Origin of the sequence: Stenotrophomonas nitritireducens (assembly GCF_001431425.1) — a bacterium.
GTDB lineage: Bacteria > Pseudomonadota > Gammaproteobacteria > Xanthomonadales > Xanthomonadaceae > Stenotrophomonas > Stenotrophomonas nitritireducens.
The window spans coordinates 1-15,984 of sequence record NZ_LDJG01000043.1 but is presented as its reverse complement, the minus strand read 5'-3'; the positions used below and the strand labels follow the sequence as shown (position 1 = coordinate 15,984).

At 69.9% G+C, this 15,984-nt stretch carries 12 protein-coding genes and 1 pseudogene; 7 read left to right on the top strand and 6 right to left on the bottom strand.

The genetic code is table 11. From position 1 onward, the window contains the following. Window positions 1-90: 90 nt before the first annotated feature. Window positions 91-2,583, bottom strand: coding sequence for a DEAD/DEAH box helicase (locus ABB22_RS17260; RefSeq protein ID WP_055765683.1), 2,493 nt, complete (start codon window positions 2,581-2,583; stop codon window positions 91-93). 289 nt (window positions 2,584-2,872) lie between these two features. On the opposite strand from ABB22_RS17260, the gene ABB22_RS17255 reads away from it, so the two are divergent. Further along, window positions 2,873-3,328 carry a hypothetical protein gene (locus ABB22_RS17255; protein ID WP_055765654.1) on the top strand — a complete coding sequence of 152 codons (456 nt, stop codon included), beginning with the start codon at window positions 2,873-2,875 and terminating at the stop codon, window positions 3,326-3,328. Window positions 3,329-3,451: 123 nt separating this feature from the next. Continuing rightward, the gene (locus ABB22_RS17250) at window positions 3,452-4,477 is read left to right on the top strand and encodes an AI-2E family transporter (RefSeq protein ID WP_268768267.1); all 1,026 of its coding nucleotides are present in this window, start codon (window positions 3,452-3,454) and stop codon (window positions 4,475-4,477) included. A gap of 15 nt (window positions 4,478-4,492) precedes the next feature. Here ABB22_RS17250 and ABB22_RS17245 read toward each other — a convergent pair whose 3' ends face one another. Both ABB22_RS17245 and ABB22_RS17240 read right to left on the bottom strand, forming a co-directional pair. Then, on the bottom strand, window positions 4,493-5,689 hold the full coding sequence (locus ABB22_RS17245) for a DUF3667 domain-containing protein (protein ID WP_055765658.1): 1,197 nt from the start codon (window positions 5,687-5,689) through the stop codon (window positions 4,493-4,495). A gap of 150 nt (window positions 5,690-5,839) precedes the next feature. Continuing rightward, a complete protein-coding gene (locus tag ABB22_RS17240) occupies window positions 5,840-6,292 on the bottom strand; it encodes a nuclear transport factor 2 family protein (RefSeq protein ID WP_055765661.1) in 453 nt (150 codons plus the stop codon). A gap of 139 nt (window positions 6,293-6,431) precedes the next feature. On the opposite strand from ABB22_RS17240, the gene tmk reads away from it, so the two are divergent. Continuing rightward, window positions 6,432-7,109: a dTMP kinase gene (gene tmk, locus ABB22_RS17235; RefSeq protein ID WP_082443499.1), complete on the top strand. Its 678-nt coding sequence runs from the start codon at window positions 6,432-6,434 to the stop codon at window positions 7,107-7,109. Further along, complete coding sequence (rlmF, locus tag ABB22_RS17230; protein WP_333783569.1) at window positions 7,003-8,100, top strand: 23S rRNA (adenine(1618)-N(6))-methyltransferase RlmF; 1,098 nt, start codon at window positions 7,003-7,005, stop codon at window positions 8,098-8,100. The genes tmk and rlmF overlap by 107 nt, the downstream gene beginning before the upstream one ends. 539 nt (window positions 8,101-8,639) lie before the next feature. Here the strand turns inward: rlmF and ABB22_RS17225 are convergent. Continuing rightward, the gene (locus tag ABB22_RS17225; RefSeq protein ID WP_055765667.1) at window positions 8,640-9,506 is read right to left on the bottom strand and encodes a pirin family protein; all 867 of its coding nucleotides are present in this window, start codon (window positions 9,504-9,506) and stop codon (window positions 8,640-8,642) included. 125 nt (window positions 9,507-9,631) lie between these two features. Here ABB22_RS17225 and ABB22_RS17220 point away from each other — a divergent pair, with 125 nt between their 5' ends. From ABB22_RS17220 to ABB22_RS17210, 3 genes are all read left to right on the top strand, one after another. Continuing rightward, window positions 9,632-10,537: a LysR family transcriptional regulator gene (locus tag ABB22_RS17220; RefSeq protein WP_055765670.1), complete on the top strand. Its 906-nt coding sequence runs from the start codon at window positions 9,632-9,634 to the stop codon at window positions 10,535-10,537. 67 nt (window positions 10,538-10,604) lie between these two features. After that, window positions 10,605-11,777, top strand: a complete 1,173-nt coding sequence (locus tag ABB22_RS17215) for an OmpA family protein (protein WP_055765673.1) — start codon at window positions 10,605-10,607, stop codon at window positions 11,775-11,777. Window positions 11,778-11,951: 174 nt separating this feature from the next. Further along, window positions 11,952-13,871 carry a M61 family metallopeptidase gene (locus tag ABB22_RS17210; RefSeq protein ID WP_082443500.1) on the top strand — a complete coding sequence of 640 codons (1,920 nt, stop codon included), beginning with the start codon at window positions 11,952-11,954 and terminating at the stop codon, window positions 13,869-13,871. Between the two features lie 25 nt (window positions 13,872-13,896). Here the strand turns inward: ABB22_RS17210 and ABB22_RS19075 are convergent. Beyond that, window positions 13,897-14,436 (bottom strand): annotated as a pseudogene (locus ABB22_RS19075) (REP-associated tyrosine transposase). A gap of 168 nt (window positions 14,437-14,604) precedes the next feature. Next, complete coding sequence (locus ABB22_RS17200) at window positions 14,605-15,927, bottom strand: putative porin (protein WP_082443501.1); 1,323 nt, start codon at window positions 15,925-15,927, stop codon at window positions 14,605-14,607. Window positions 15,928-15,984 lie beyond the last annotated feature (57 nt).

The following is a 15,984-nucleotide window of genomic DNA, read 5'->3' as shown; positions in this document are numbered from 1 at the left end:
TCGCGGCTGAAGCCGCTCCCACGACGGCGGTTGCGGCATCGGCATGCCCGGCCTGCTTCCGCAGCGCCTTCAGCTTGTCCAGGCTGATGCTCATGGCAGCAGGTCGAGGGCCTCGTCCGCTTCGTCGGCCATGACCGCCTGCACCTGGTCGCAACGCGCGTCGGACAGCAGCGACAACACCTTCAAGGCCAGCGAACGCGGCGTCTCGCCCTGGCCTTCCTCCTGCGCGGCCAGCACCGGGCCGACACAGGCCGGGCAGCCGGCGCTGCAGTCGCAGCGCTCCACCAGTTCCAGCGCGCGCTGCACCAGCTCGCCCTGGCGCAGCCACAGCGGCTCGCTCAGGCCCACGCCGCCGGGGAAGTTGTCGTACAGGTATACGGTCGGCACGAAGCTCTGCATCAGCTCCAGCGCGTTCTCGCCGCCCTCGTTGCCGCGCAGCTGGCCGCGGCCGGCCTGGTCGGCCACCGCGAACCAGGCGCCGTCGCCGTTGCCCACCGCCTTCTGCAGGTCGCGCGCATCGGCCATCACCGCCACGGTGGCGACGATGTGCAGCGCGTACGCCGCGCCGAGGAAGCCATCCAGCGCGTCCTGTTTCTGCGCGAAGCTGCGCAGCAGCGTGGCCTGCGGCAGCTGCCACCACACCGCGGTGGTGTGCAGTTCCTGGTCGGGCAGGTTGACCGGGCCGTAGCCGATGTTCTCGTGCGTGTAGTAACGGATCTTCTTGTAGCCGGCTACGCGCCGCACCACGTGTACTTCCCCGTGGTGCGAATCGCCACGCCCGGCGCCGTTGCCGTCGAAGCGGTCCAGCACCTTGAGTTTGGTGAAGTCGATGCTGTCGGTGTAGTAGTCCACGTGCGTGCGGGTGACATAGGCCTTGCGGCCATCCCAGTCCAGCCGCTCCACCTGGTAGGGCGTGCTCTGCACCATGTGGATCGCGCCTTCGTACAGCGTCAGCGCAGCGGCGGAATAGTCCACCTCGGCGATGATCTGCTGCCTGCCGTCGCTGCGGTCCACCACCACAAAGTTACCGTCGGCCACCGCGCGCAGGCTTACCGTGTTGGCCGGGTAGCTGTCGGCGATCCACTCCCAGCGATCGCCTTCCTGGTGCACGACTTCGGTTTCGGCCAGCGCCTGCAGGAACACCAGCGGGTCGATCGGGCCGAACGGCTCGCCGCTCATGAACGGCAGCTCGAAGGCCGCGCAGCGGATGTGGTCGAACAGGATCAGCGGCTGGTCCGGCGCGGTGCGCGCGTGCTCGGGCGTGGCGTTGGCGAAGAAGTCCGGGTGCCGCACCACGTACTGGTCCAGCGGCTGGCTGCTGGCCACCATCACGCCCAGCGCGGCCTGCTGGCGGCGGCCGGCGCGGCCGAAGCGCTGCCACGTCGCCGCCACGCTGCCGGGATAGCCGTTGAGCACCACCACGTCGAGCGCGCCGATGTCCACGCCCAGCTCCAGCGCCGAGGTGCTGACGATGCCGTCGATGTCGCCGGCGCGCATCGCGCGTTCCACTTCGCGGCGCTCGGTGGGCAGGTAGCCGCCGCGGTAGGCGCGGATGCGCGCCGGCTTGCGCGGGTCGTTGTCGAAGATGTCCTTCAGGTACTTGGTCAGCACTTCCACCATCAACCGTGTCTGCGCGAACACCAGCGTCTTCAGCCCGCTCTTGATCGCGATGCGGGCGATGCGGTTGGCCTGCGAGCGCGCCGAGGCGCGCAGGCCAAGGTCCGGATTGATGACCGGCGGGTTCCACAGCAGCACGTGCCTGGGCCCGGTGGGCGCGCCGGATTCGGTGATCGCGTGCACCTGTTCTTCCACCAGCGCCTCGGCATGCGCGTGCGGGTTGCCGATGGTGGCCGAGCACAGGATGAACTGCGGTTGCACGCCGTAGAACGCGCAGATGCGCTTGAGCCGGCGGATCACGTTGGTGACGTGGCTGCCGAACACGCCGCGGTAGGTGTGGATCTCGTCGATCACCACGTAGCGCAGGTTCTCGAAGAACTGCGCCCACTTGGTGTGATGCGGCAGGATCGCCTGGTGCAGCATGTCCGGGTTGCTGACCACGATGTCGCCGTGCAGGCGGATAGCCTGGCGCGCGTCGCCGGGCGTGTCGCCGTCGAAGGTGAACGCCTTGACCCCGAGATCGCCGGCGCGGTTGAGCTCCAGCAGCTCGGCCACCTGGTCCTGCGCCAGCGCCTTGGTCGGGAACAGGTACAGCGCCTTGGCGTTGCCCCGCATCGCCGCGCTCACCACCGGCAGGGTGTAGCACAGCGACTTGCCCGAAGCGGTGGGCGTGACGATGGCGACATGCTCGCCGCGCTGGCTGGCGTGCCAGGCTTCGGCCTGGTGCGAGTACAGCTGCTCGATGCCGCGCGCCTTGAGCGCGGCCTTCAGTGCGTCGGGCACGTCGTCGGGGATCGGCGCGTAACGGCCTTCGCGGCCGGGAATCGTGAAGCTGCCGGTCACCCGGTCGCCGTAGCGCCGGGCCAGCCGCTGGCCGAGCAGCGCGCCGTCGCGCGAGGGCAGGCCGTCGGTGGTCGCCAGCGCCCGTTCGCTGGCTTCGGTGCGGGGAGCGAGGGAAAACGCCATGCCGGTACTGCCGATCAAAGGACGGCATGGAAGCACAAAGCCGTCTCAGCCCGTGAGACGTCAGTGCCGGCCGCGGGCAGGCCATCGCCCGGCCATTCTGGGCGCCGGCTTGGGCGGCGCGCCGCCACGTGCCCGTATGTTGCCGCGCCCCGCGCAGCGCAGGCCGCGGGATGGCGACACGAAGCCATGGCGTTCCCCGCCAACAAAATCCGAATCCGGCAGTTCGTAAACTGCCGGCCCGACGGGCGTGACGGAGGCGGCAACGGTGAAGGTGGGCAGATGGCGGTCGATGGCGATGCTTGGCGCTCTGCTGGCAGGCGCGACGCAGGCGCAGCAGGCGTCGCCGCCCGTCGAGGATCCCTTGCCCGCCGCGGACGCCACGCCGCAAGCCGCCGAAGGGGTGAGGACCCTGGAGGAGGTGCGTGCGCTCAAGCCCGAGGACGACCAGCCGCTGGACCTGTACCGCTTCCGCAATCCGGTGAAGGTCGAGTCCAACCGCTTCAGCCGTTCGTGGAGCGAACCGCCCACGCCCGAGCAGGTCAGCCAGAGCGGCGGTTACCTGATGATGGGCATCAACTACGGGCTGATGGCCGCGGCCAAGGGGCTGCACAACCTGACGGGCGGCCGCGACCAGATCCAGTCCGCCGTCGCCCGCCCGCCGCCGGAGCTGAGCGAGGAACAGCGGCGCCGCGCGCTGCGGTTCTGCGCGCGGCAGGAGGACTGCGCGGCGCCGCCCGGCAACTGAAGGCGGGGCCGGAGCGACGGCCGCACTGCGCACCGGGCCATCGCGCATCTGGAAGCCCCGGATCGGCACGTCCGGCCGCACTGCGATCGCCTACCATGGCGCATCTTCGACGGACCCGCCGCCGTGACCAACCTTCTTCCCCTGAAACCCGCGACGCCGCCGTCGCGCATCGCCGCCTGGTTGCTGATGCTGCTGGGCATGTGGGTGGTGCTGGAGCTGGGGCTGGTGGTGACCCTGCTGTCCGGCCTGCTGGTGTTCCACCTCAGCCACGTGCTGGCCTCGACCGTCGAAGGCAGGCTGCCCCCTGGGCGCGCGCGGGCGATCGCGGTGGTGGTGCTGTCGGTGGCGGTGGTCGGCCTGCTCAGCCTGGCGATCGTCGCGGTGGCCTCCTTCTTCCGCAACGAGACCGGCGGCCCGGACGCGCTGCTGGGGCGGCTGATGGAGATCCTCAACACTTCCCGCCACCAGGTGCCGGCGCTGCTGCAGCCCTATATCCCCGAGGACATGCAGGCGCTGCGCGCGGGGGTGAACGAATGGGTTGCCGAACACCGCCGCCAGCTCGGCGTCGCCGGCACCTCGGCGGTGCAGGTCAGCGTGCGCGTGCTGATCGGCATGGTGCTGGGCGCGATGATCGCGCTGTACGACGAACTGCCGCTGCCGCGGATGGGGCCGCTGGCGCGGGAGCTGGTGGGCCGCACCAGCCGCCTGGCCACCGCGTTCCGCCAGGTGGTGTTCGCCCAGGTCAAGATATCCCTGCTCAATACCCTGTTCACCGCCATCTTCCTGCTTGGCGTGCTGCCGCTGCTGGGCATGCACCTGCCGCTGGCCAAGACCCTGGTGCTGATCACCTTCATCGCCGGCCTGCTGCCGGTGGTGGGCAATGTCATTTCCAACACCGTGATCACCATCGTCGCGCTGTCGGTGTCGTTCTACGTTGCCGTGGCCGCGCTGCTGTTCCTGGTGGTGATCCACAAGCTGGAGTACTTCCTCAACGCGCGCATCGTCGGCGGCGAGATCCGCGCCCATGCCTGGGAACTGCTGCTGGCGATGCTGGTGATGGAAGCGGCCTTCGGCCTGTCCGGCCTGGTCGCCGCGCCGGTGTTCTACGCCTACGTCAAGCGCGAGCTGGTGGACCAGGGCTGGGTCTGAGGGTGCCCCCGGCGGTCAGGACGATACGCCCGCCAGCACCGCGTACATCACCACGAACAGCACCAGCCAGAAATAGACGCTGCCGATGAACACGTAGCGCGGCAGCGTCGCCCACCAGCGGCCGCCGTACACGCGCTGCTGCATCCACAGCAGATACACCGGCACCGACACCCACAGCAGCACGAGCGTGAGGTTGCCCAGCGCATTGACCACCGGGTTTCCCGCCGCATGGGTGATGCCCATCGTCAGGAAGGTGGACAGCAGTACCAGCATCAGCCACGCATGGCTGTACAGCGCCACCACCAGGTGTTCCAGGTAGCCGATGCCCCGGCCCAGGTAGGCCACTCGCAGCACCAGCGCGAAGATCGGCATCAGGAAGAACAGCGCACCGGGCAGCGCGGTGAGGATGGCCTGCACGTACAGGTCGGTCTTGCGGCCCATGCGCTGGACATTGGCCTGGCCGTTGGCCAGGCGCCGGTTGAGCCAGTTGTTGAAGAACTGCGGCATGCTGGAGAACACCACCGGGTTGGTGTCCGGGTCCCAGGGTTTGCCGTTGATGTCGTGGGCGAAGAAGGTGCCATACCCTTCCCCGCTGGCACGGCCCGCCGCCTGCGCGGCGCGGTTCATGGCGGCGCTGGTGGTGCTGTGCGCCTGCTGCTCCAGTTCGGCCGCGCGCTGCGCGGCGGCGGTGTTGACTGCGGCCATCGCCATCGCGAAGGCCGCCGCGGCGGTCGGCGAGTCACTTTGCTGTGCTTCGATCTCGGCCACCTGCGCGGCGCGCATCGTCTCCACTTCCTGCGCGGTCCTGGCGCTGGCGAACAGCGCGTTGTCGCCGCCGCTCATGCGCATGTCATCGGCATGCACGGTCAGCTTGCCGACGAAGAAGGTGAACAGGGTGAGGATCACGAACAGCCGCAGCGGCTGCACATAGCCCACGCGGTGGCCCTTGAGGAAGTTGACCGCCACCCGGCCGGGTACCAGCAGCTCGCGCAGGGTGCGGAAGATGCGCCCGTCCAGGTGCCAGAACGACTCGAATATTTCCTCGATCGCATGGCCCACGTGCTTGAGCGGGTTGTGCGCCGACTGCCCGCAGGCATGGCAGTAGTGGCCATGCAGGGCGGTACTGCAGTTCTCGCAGGCGCCGTGCGCATGCGCGGCTTGATCAACAGCAGCCTGTTGCTCGGTAACGGGCGAAACGTCGGCCTGGCTCATGTGGCTGAAGGTGGCGGCTCACGGAAGCCGCATACGATAGCGGTGTTTGCTGATGTTGTTCAGCACTGATTTAGGCGTGGCGCGCCGAACTACGATGCCCCGCTTGGTAGGGATGGGGAAGGGAGAGGGGGCTGGACGGAGCGGACCGGCTCAGCTGCGCGGTCGCGGCTTCCGGTGCCAGAGCGCGTTGACGATCACCCAGCGCCCGTCGAAGCGGCCCATCTGCAGGTGATCGATGAACCACGGGCTTTCCAGCCGCACCGTGGCGATGTCCTCGTCCACCTGCAGCACCGTCACCGTGCGCTGCCACTGTTCGCGCGGGGTCTTCAGCGCGCCTTCGCGGGTGTAGCGGATCAGTTCGTCCGAGCTCATCCGCCCCAGCCCGAGGGTCTCGTTCGGGTTGGCCACGATGTTGCGCTTGGCCAGGTCCGGGTGCAGCGCCCGCGTCACCCGCGCCACGTCGCCCTCCAGCTGTCCGTCCATATAGTCGTAGGCGGTGGCTTCGATGGCCTGCAGCGTGGCCGCGTCCGGCGCCGCCGCGCAGGCGCTGCCGGCGGCCCACAGCATTCCCAGTACGAACAACCGCATTGCAGCTGACGGCATGGTGGCGCGCTCCCGATCGTGGATGCCGACAGCGTGCCAGCTGCCGCGTCGGCGGCCATGGGCCGGTAGTCACCGGCCGCACGGGCCGCAGGCCCGGGAAAGGGTGGGTGCGCCGGACCGCTTCGGCTAAAGTACCGCGATGACGAAAGAGCACATTCCCGGCGGCCTGTTGATCGCCATCGAGGGCATCGACGGTGCCGGCAAGTCCACGCTGGCGCGGGCGCTGGCCGCTGCGCTGGAGCAGGCGGGCGCCGAGGTGGTGCTGAGCAAGGAGCCGACCAACGGACCGTGGGGCACGCAGTTGCGTGCATCGGCGGCGACCGGCCGGCTGAGTCCGCAGGAAGAAGTGGACCTGCTGCTGCGCGACCGCCGCCAGCATGTCGAGGAACTCGTGGCGCCGGCGCTGGAGCGCGGCGCGGTGGTCATCCTGGACCGCTATTTCCCGTCGATGGTGGCCTACCAGGGCGCGGCCGGGCTGCCGGTGGACGAGCTGCTGCAGCTCAACGATTTCGCCCCGCGCCCGCACCTGCTGCTGCTGCTGGACCTGCCGCCGGCCACCGGGCTGGCGCGCATCCGCGCGCGTGGCGACGTGCCCAACCATTTCGAGACGGCGCAGAACCTGGAGCGCTGCCGGGCGATCTTCCAGCAGCTGGATTTCCCCGGCAAACAGGTGATCGACGCCAGCCGCAACGAGGCCGACGTACAGCGCGATGCGCATGCGGCCATCGCCGCCGCGCTGGCCCTGCGCTCCGACGGGAAGGATGGACTGCTGCGGCGCTTCCAGGGGCAGGATGGGGTGCCGGCCGCGAGCCGCTGACTCCCGCCCGGCCATGCCGACGCCTCCGCACCCGGCAAAGCGGCGCCCCTCACCGGCGGCCGTGGGCCTGCATCCGCGCAACCGCCATCAGGGCCGTTACGACATGGCCCGCCTGGTGGCGGCCAACCCGGCGTTGCGCGCACACCTGCGCCGTACTCCGGACGGCGGGCAGAGCATCGATTTCAGCGATCCGGCTGCGGTGCGCGAACTCAACCGCGCGCTGCTCGCCAGCGACTACGGCATCGCGCATTGGGATATCCCCGACGGCTACCTGTGCCCGCCGGTCCCGGGCCGCGCGGACTACCTGCATGGCCTGGCCGACCTGCTGGCGGCGGACGACAACGGTGCGATTCCCCGCGGGCCGGAGGTGCGCGCGCTGGATGTCGGGGTCGGCGCCAACTGCATCTATCCGCTGTTGGGGAATGCGGAGTACGGCTGGCGCTTCGTCGGCAGCGATATCGAACCGGTTGCCCTGCATTGTGCCGGCGCCAATGTCCGCGCCAATGGCCTGCAACAGGCGATCGAACTGCGCCAGCAGCATGCGCGCGGCAGCCTGTTCGCCGGGCTGGTGCAGCCGCAGGACCGCTTCCACCTGACCCTGTGCAACCCGCCGTTCCATGCCTCGGCCAAGGAGGCCGCGGCGGGCAGCCAGCGCAAGCGGCGCAACCTCGGCGCCGACACCGCCGCGGCGCGCGGCAAGCCGCCGCCGTTGAACTTCGGCGGGCAGGCCAACGAACTGTGGTGCACCGGCGGCGAGGCTTCGTTCCTGCGCCGCATGATCCGCGAGAGCGTGGCCGTGCAGGCGCAGGTACTGTGGTTCAGTTCGCTGGTCGCCAAACGCGAGCATCTGGCCGACCTCCACCGGCAACTGGCCAAGGCCGGTGTCGCCGAGGTGCGCGAGGTGCCGATGGCGCAGGGCAACAAGCAGAGTCGGTTTCTGGCGTGGAGCTTCCATGCGCCGGCCGTGCGCGCGGCGTGGCTGCACGGATGAGCCGGGGGCGGCCGGAGCGCATTTCCAGGGCGGTGCCTCCAGCGACAGAACGGCGGACCGCCATCAGCGCGCCCACCGCGGACACGGTATCGCCGGGTACCCGCATCCACGCCAGCAGGTCGATGCCCGGGCGGTGCATGGAATCGGCCGAGGGCGCGGACCAGTAGCTTCGGTCGAGGTTCGCTTCCAGCTGCCGCACGCCCTTCGGCAGCAGGGTCAGAATGGCTATCGGCGCCAGGCCGGGGCTCATCGCCCGCAAGCCGCCACAGCGCCCTTCGGCGCCGCGATTGCACCGGTTGGAAGCATCGGTTCGACCAAGGGCTGGAGGGCATGCCCGCCGATCCGCTGCGGGCGGGCAGCGGCCCGCAACGGCGCGGGCTTCCGCGCGAAGGGCGATGCGCCTTGAAGCGCGGATCGCGTGCGTCCTGCCGTCGATCAGGTCAGCCGCGCCGGGGGGGCCAGCGGCTCGTCGATGCGTGCCGCTGCCTGCGCCTTCGGCCGTGCAGGAGCCGCCGCACCCGACGGTGAGGCGGTGGCAGTCAGGCGGCGATCCTGCCGAAGCGGCCGCTGCGGAAGTCGTCCATCGCCTGGGCCAGTTCTTCCTGGGTGTTCATCACGAACGGGCCGTAGCCGGCGATGGGCTCGTCGATGGGTTCGCCGGCCAGCACCAGCACGGTGGCGTCGGCATTGGCTTCCAGCTCGACCTGGCCGGCGCTGCGGTCGAACAGCACCATCTGGCCTTCGCGCGCGACCTGGCTGCCGTTGAACAGCACGGTGCCGCGCAGCACCACCATCGCCACGGTGTGGCCTTCGGCGAAATCCAGCGTGGCATGGCGGTCGCGGGTCAGGCGCAGGTCCCACACGTCCATCGGCGTGTGGGTGCGGGCCGGGCCGCGCTGGCCGCCGAATTCGCCTGCAATCACGCGCACCGTGCCGGCTTCGCCGGCCAGCGGCACCACCGGGATGTCGGCATTGGTGATGTTCTGGTAGCCCGGCGCGGCCATCTTGTCGCTGGCCGGCAGGTTGACCCACAGCTGCACCATTTCCAGGCGGCCGCCGCGGCGGGTGAAGGCTTCGGAGTGGAACTCCTCGTGCAGGATGCCGGAGGCGGCGGTCATCCACTGCACGTCGCCCGGGCCGATCTCGCCGCCGGCGCCGGTGGAATCGCGGTGCGCGACTTCGCCGTCGTAGACGATGGTGACCGTCTCGAAGCCACGGTGCGGGTGCTGGCCCACGCCGCGCGGGGTCGATGCCGGCGCGAACTCGGCCGGGCCGGCATGGTCCAGCAGCAGGAACGGGCTGAGCTGGCGGCCGTGGGTGTTGTAGGAGAACAACGAACGGACCGGGAAGCCGTCGCCGACCCAGTGCGGGCGAGGGGCGCTGTAGAGGCCGCTGATCTTCTTCATGTGTCTGCTCCTTGGGCGGCGCGGGGTGCGCCGGCGATGGGCAAACGATAGGCGTGGAACGCTGCACCCGGTAGCCGGCGAAAAGTGGTCTCATAGTCCCATCTGGTGAACGATGGATGCCTGCGATGCAGGACCTGAACGACCTCTACTACTTCGCCAAGGTGGTCGAGCACGGCGGCTTCGCCCCGGCCGGACGCGCGCTGGGCGAGCCCAAGTCCAAGCTGAGCCGGCGCATCGCGCTGCTGGAGGAACGGCTGGGGGTGCGGCTGATCCAGCGTTCGACCCGGCGCTTCTCGGTGACCGAGGTCGGGCAGACGTTCTACGCGCATTGCCGGGCGATGCTGGTCGAGGCCGAGGCGGCCGCCGAATCCATCGAGATGACCCGTTCCTCGCCGCGCGGCATCGTGCGCCTGAGTTGCCCGACGATGCTGCTGGAGTTCCGCGTCGCGGCGATGGTGGCCGGCTTCATGGCCGGATGCCCGGACGTGCAGGTGCACCTGGAGGCCACCGACCGGCGCGTGGACGTGATCGCCGAAGGCTTCGACCTGGCCATCCGGGTGCGGCCGCCGCCGCTGGAAGACAGCGACCTGGTGCTGAAGGTGCTGGCCGAGCGCACGCAGTGCCTGGTGGCGGCGCCGGCGCTGCTGGAGCGCCATGGCCCGGTGCATGGCCCGGCCGACCTGCCGTTGCTGCCGAGCGTGGCGCTGGGCGTGCCGCAGGGCGAGCACGCCTGGCATCTGCTGGGGCCGGATGGTGCGGTGGCCGATGTGCCGCATGCGCCGCGGCTGGTCACCCGCGGCATGGCGGCGCTGCGCGAGGCCGCGCTGGCCGGCGTGGGCGTGGCGCAGCTGCCGGCGATGGTGGTGCGCGACGCGCTGCAGGACGGACGCCTGCTGCGGGTGGCGCCGGACTGGGCGCCGCCGAAGGAGATCGTGCACGCGGTATTCCCGTCGCGGCGCGGCCTGCTGCCCTCGGTGCGCCTGTTCCTCGATCACCTGGCCGGGAGCTTCGCCGCGCTGGACGAAGCCTGAGGCCGCCAGTCACGGGACTTGAATGTGTTTTCGCCGAAAGTATGGCGAGATCCCGAGGAGTTGCCGCATGCGCCTGAAGAACCTGTCGCTGGCCTGCCTGGCCCTGCTGGCGTCGGCATGCAGCCCGCCATCGCCACCGGCATCCACGCAACAGGAAGCGGTCGCGTCGGCGGCGGGGGTGACGAAACCGGATGAAGCGTCCTTGGCCGATGGCGGCTTCGAGTTCCCGGCGATCCCGCCGATCATGGTGCCCAGCCTCGTCGGCAGCGGCCCGGCGCAGAAGCAGCTGGAAGCCTCGATGCAGGCGCTGATCGACCCGGTGGCCGGCATCAGCGTGCGCCCGGCCAACTGCGCCACCGATGGCGGCCTGGTCAACGAGAGCGGCTTCACCAATGTCGATGCCGCCGGCAACCTGCGGCGCATCGGCAAGGAAGGCGTGTTCGAGGTCGCCAGCGACGGCAGCGGCCTGGCGGTGACCGATGAGGACGTGGTGCAGGTCAACCCCGACGGCAGCGGCCGCATCGTCAACGGCGCCGGCACCTTCGAGGTGAAGGCCGATGGCTCGGGCACCTATGTCGGCGAGTTCGGCCATATCGCGCTGGACGGCAAGGGCGGTGGCAGCTGGGTGGGCGACTTCGGCAGCATCGAGAACCACGGCGACGGCTCGGGCCGGTGGGTCGGCGAGGAAGGCAGCATCGAGGTGCGCGCCGATGGTTCGGGGCGCTGGATCGGCGGGCCCGAAGGCATCGCCGAGAACCGCGGCGACGGCACCGGCACCGTGGGCGCGGTCGCGCGCGAGGTGCGCATGGCGCCGCTGCCGCCGCTGCCGCCGGCCGGGCGCTTCCCGCCGCTGGACAAATTCAGGCCCTCCGGCGCGCCATGCGGCTTCGTCGTCACCCTCAGCGACAAGGTGCTGTTTGATTTCGACAAGGCGCAGGTGCGGGCCGACGCGGGCAAGGTGCTGGACGTGCTGGCCACCGCGCTGGGAAAGGTGCCGGGCAGCGCGATGGAAATCCGCGGCCATACCGACGCCAAGGGCAGCGATGACTACAACCAGGACCTGTCCGAACGCCGTGCACTGGCGGTGGTGGCGGCATTGCGCCAGCGCGGCGTGGCGCAGGACGCCAGCGCCCGCGGCTATGGCGAGTCGCAGCCGGTGGCGCCCAACACGGTGGATGGCAGGGACAACCCCGGCGGCCGCCAGCTCAACCGGCGCGTGGAGATCTTCGTGCGGACCTGAGCCTAGAACGGGGCCGGAGCCGGTTTTCCCCTGTCCGCACGACGCGTGCCGGATGAGGGGGTAAATCCGGCTCGGGGCCCGGTTGCGTCGTTCCGGACACATGCCGAACGACCCGTGCGGCGTCGGCCGGATCCGGCGATCATCGACGGATCCGAACCGACGAGAGATCCGCCGATGCACGCAATCCGCCCCGCCATGCTGGGACTGGCGCTGATGGCCGCCATGGGCCTGGCGCATGCCGCCCCCGACGTGCCGAATACCGACGCACGCGGCGTCGCCATCAGCGAAGCGGCCTACCCGGGCACGATCACCTTGGACGTGGATGCCACCGACCTGGGCCAGCGGGTGTTCAAAATCCGCCAGACGGTGCCGGTGCAGCCCGGCCTGCAGCGCTTCCACTACCCGGCATGGCTGCCCGGCAACCATGCCGCCAGCGGCGCGATCGAGAAGCTGGCCGGGCTGGTCGTGACCGGCAACGGCCAGCGCCTGGAATGGACGCGCGACCCGCTCGATGTCTTCACCTTCAACGTGCAGGTGCCGGCCGGCGTGAGCGAGCTGCGCATGGACTACCAGTTCCTCAGCCCCACCGACGCGGCGCAGGGACGCACGGTGATGACCCCGAACATGCTCAACCTGCAGTGGATCGCGATGGTGCTGTACCCGGCCGGCCACGCCGCGCACGCCATCACCTACCGCGCCAGCGCCCGCTACCCGCAGGGCTGGGAAGCGGCCAGCGCGCTGGACGTGGAGCGCCGCGACGGCGATACCGTGCACTACGCGCCGACCAACCTGGAAATCCTGGTGGACTCGCCGGTGTTCGCCGGCCGCTACCACAAGACCTTCGACCTGGCCCCGGCCGGCACCCGCCCGGTGCGCCTGAACGTGTTCGCCGACCGCGCCAAGGACTTGGAGGCCAAGCCCGAGCACATCGAACAGCACCGCGCGCTGGTGACGCAGGCGCGCAGGCTGTACGGCGCCGAGCACTACAACCACTACGACTTCCTGTTCGCGGTGACCAGCCAGCTCGGCGGCATCGGCCTGGAGCACCAGCGCTCCAGCGAGAACAGCGAGGACCGCGACTACTTCAGCGGCTGGGATGCGAAGGTCGGCAGCAGCGACCTGCTCGGCCACGAGTACACCCATTCCTGGGACGGCAAGTACCGGCGCCCGGCCGACCTGGCCACGCTGCACTACAACGTGCCGATGCAGGGCAGCCTGCTGTGGGTGTACGAGGGCCAGACCCAGTACTGGGGCAACGTGCTGACCGCGCGTTCCGGCATCCGCCCGATGGACGCCTCGCGCGATGCGCTGGCGCAGGTCGCGGCCACCTACGCCGACAACCGCCCCGGCCTGGCGTGGCGCTCGCTGGGCGACACCACCAACGACCCGGTGATCGCGCGGCGCAAGCCCAAGCCCTACCGCGGCTACCAGATGAGCGAGGACTACTACCAGGGCGGGCAGATGCTGTGGCTGGAAGCGGACGTGCGCATCCGCAGCCTGAGCAAGGGCAAGCGCAGCCTGGACGACTTCGCCAAAGCCTTCTTCGGCGTCAACGACGGCCAGTGGGAACGTCCGGACACCTATACCTTCGAAGACGTCGCCGCGACCCTGGAACAGGTGCAGCCCACCGGCGACTGGACGCAGTTCCTGCGCGACCGCGTCGAGCACCGCGCCAGCCTCACCGGCGGCATCGAGGCGTCCGGCTGGAAGCTGGTCTACAGCGAAAAGCCCAGCGCCTATTACAAGTCGATGATGAAGGGCCGCGGAGCCAGCTTCATCTACTCGCTGGGCATGTCGCTGGACAGCGGCGGCCGCATCGGCGAAGTGCGCTGGGACGGCCCCGCCTTCAACGCCGGCTTCGGCAGCGGCATGCAGGTACTGGCGGTCAACGACCTGCAGTACAGCGCCGACGAACTGGAGGAAGCGGTGCGCGCGGCCAAGGACGGCAGGCAGCCGATCCGCCTGCTGGTCAAGGACATGGACGTGTACCGCACCCTGAGCATCGACTACCACGGCGGCCTGCGCTACCCGTCGCTGCAGCGCATCGAGGGCACGACCGACTACCTGACGCCGATCCTCAGCGCCCGCAGGTAACCCCGCATTACCCGTAGGAGCGGCTTCAGCCGCGAAGGGCTCTACCGGCAAAGCCCCATCGCGGCTGAAGCCGCTCCTGCAGGATTGCGGCGTGCTCGAGCCATGCCGCATCCCAATAGGGGTAGTCGCCAATGCGTTCTACCAGCCCAGCACGCAGGGGATTGGCGATCACATAGCGTGCGCAACGCAGGACATCCTCGTCCGCACGCAAGGCATGGTCGTGGAATGCACGCGACCACACCGGTCCGCTGCGTTCCAGGGCGAGGTTGACCGCCCGCGCCGAGTGTCCTTTGGCGTGGCGCATCGCAGCGCCGAGGTTGCCGTTGTCCTGCAGTCAGACCAGGCCGTGCCGGTGGTCGGGCATCAAAACCCAGCACAACAGCGCCGCCCCGGGCCAGCTTTCCGGTTTTGCCAGCGAAGCGGCGGCAACACGGGCGCAGAGCCAGTGGGCGAACAGGGGCCGCCGCTCGTGAGTGGTGGTGGTCAGCAGATACAGGCCACCGGACCGGCCGTGCCTTCCCTTGCGCAAGGCATGGTGACCGGGTGGCGTGGGTGACGTGGGCATGTCCTGCAACATCGCGCGGTGACCGGCCGCGTTGTGTCGGGGAAAACAGCAGTCACCCCTCGGAATCCCACGGCGCTTTCCGTAGGAGCGGCTTCAGCCGCGAAGGGGGCCTTCCCGGTAAAGCCTCATCGCGGCTGAAGCCGCTCCTACGGTCGACTGGTGACCGGGTCAGAAGCCGACCATCAGCGCCACGCGGAAGCGGTTGAGCCAATCGCCCGGATCGGCGCTGCCGGCGTACTGCCCCGACAGTGGCCGATAGCGGTACCACAGCGCGCTGAGCGTGGTCTTCGGCCACGGCACGTAGTCCACGCCGAAGGCATGCATGCGGTAGTTGCTGCCCAGGCTGATGTTGTCGTGCGAGAACGCGGTCAACACCGCGTCCACTTCCGCCATCGCATGGCCGTAGCTGACGCGCCAGTCGCCAGGCTGCTGCGCGCGGCCGAGCAGCAGGTCCAGGCCGTAGCCGCTGTCGGCATCGGTGCGCGCGGCACTGTTCTTCACGTAGTCGCCGACGATGCGCAGCGGCCAGCGCTCGCCCCAGCCGGACCAGCTGGCGCCGACGATGACGTCGTTGAGGTGGAAGCCGGACAGATAGCTGCCGTCGGGCCGCAGCAGGTTGCTGCGCCAGTCGGTGGCGGTGGCACCGACGGTGCTGCCGATGCTGTAGCGGTAGTGCGCGGCCGAGACGTCGAAGCGCCAGTCGCCCAGCGCCGGGCTGTCGTAGCCCAGCTGCGCGCCGGCCATGGTGCTGTCGCCGCCGGTGGCCTGCTCGTCGACGACGAAGAACAGGCCGTTGGCGCGCACCGCGCCGCCGCCGTCCAGCGCGTGTTTCCAGTTGGCCGACAGGCCCTGCGGATTGACGTCGCCGTCCCATACCAGTTCGGTGCGGGTGAACGGCTGCGGGATCTTGCCGGCATGCAGGTCGAGTTCGCCGAAGGTGAGCTTCAGCCATGCCTGGTCCAGGCTCACCTCCAGGTCGTCGTCCCAGTTGGACAACTGCACGTCGGTGCTGCGCGGATCGTCCGGATTGCCGGTGACCAGGCGCGCGCCGATGCTGATGCGGTCGTTCACCGCGAACGCGGCGGCCAGGCGGCCGCGCACCTGGCCGCTGGTGCGGTCGCGCGCGTTGCCGTTGGCGTTGTCGAACTGCGAGCGCACACGCAGGTCGCCGCTGACCTTCAGCCGCGACGGGGCGTCGGGAGCCGGTGCGGCCTGCGTTGCAGGCGGCGGGAGGGCGGCGACGGCGGCCGGCGTGGTCCCGGTGGGTGCGACGGGTGCGCCGAGGCGGGCTTCCAGCGCGCGCAGCGCGGCCTCGTTGTCCTGCTGCATCCGCGCCAGCTGCGCCTGCTGCGCGCGCAGCTGCGCGACCTGTTCCAGCAGCGCGGCATGGTCGCCGTCCTGTTGCGCGTAGGCGGGGGCGATGCCGGTGGCGAGCAGCGCCAGCAGGAGCAAGGAGCGCACCGGGCGTGCCGGCCGGGTCGTTGGATTCATGGGGTTTCCTTCGCGGGTGTCGATGACGGGGGAACGCTCAGCATTCGATGACGTTGA

Excerpts from the sequence above, each read along its gene's own strand:
- rlmF (WP_333783569.1), top strand. The coding sequence starts at position 7,003 with ATGCGCATGCGGCCATCGCCGCCGCGCTGGCCCTGCGCTCCGACGGGA.
- ABB22_RS17220 (WP_055765670.1), top strand. The coding sequence starts at position 9,632 with ATGCAGGACCTGAACGACCTCTACTACTTCGCCAAGGTGGTCGAGCAC.
- ABB22_RS17240 (WP_055765661.1), bottom strand. The coding sequence starts at position 6,292 with ATGCCGTCAGCTGCAATGCGGTTGTTCGTACTGGGAATGCTGTGGGCC.
- ABB22_RS17200 (WP_082443501.1), bottom strand. The coding sequence starts at position 15,927 with ATGAATCCAACGACCCGGCCGGCACGCCCGGTGCGCTCCTTGCTCCTG.
- ABB22_RS17260 (WP_055765683.1), bottom strand. The coding sequence starts at position 2,583 with ATGGCGTTTTCCCTCGCTCCCCGCACCGAAGCCAGCGAACGGGCGCTG.
- ABB22_RS17255 (WP_055765654.1), top strand. The coding sequence starts at position 2,873 with ATGGCGATGCTTGGCGCTCTGCTGGCAGGCGCGACGCAGGCGCAGCAG.
- ABB22_RS17245 (WP_055765658.1), bottom strand. The coding sequence starts at position 5,689 with ATGAGCCAGGCCGACGTTTCGCCCGTTACCGAGCAACAGGCTGCTGTT.
- tmk (WP_082443499.1), top strand. The coding sequence starts at position 6,432 with ATGACGAAAGAGCACATTCCCGGCGGCCTGTTGATCGCCATCGAGGGC.
- ABB22_RS17225 (WP_055765667.1), bottom strand. The coding sequence starts at position 9,506 with ATGAAGAAGATCAGCGGCCTCTACAGCGCCCCTCGCCCGCACTGGGTC.
- ABB22_RS17210 (WP_082443500.1), top strand. The coding sequence starts at position 11,952 with ATGCACGCAATCCGCCCCGCCATGCTGGGACTGGCGCTGATGGCCGCC.
- ABB22_RS17215 (WP_055765673.1), top strand. The coding sequence starts at position 10,605 with ATGCGCCTGAAGAACCTGTCGCTGGCCTGCCTGGCCCTGCTGGCGTCG.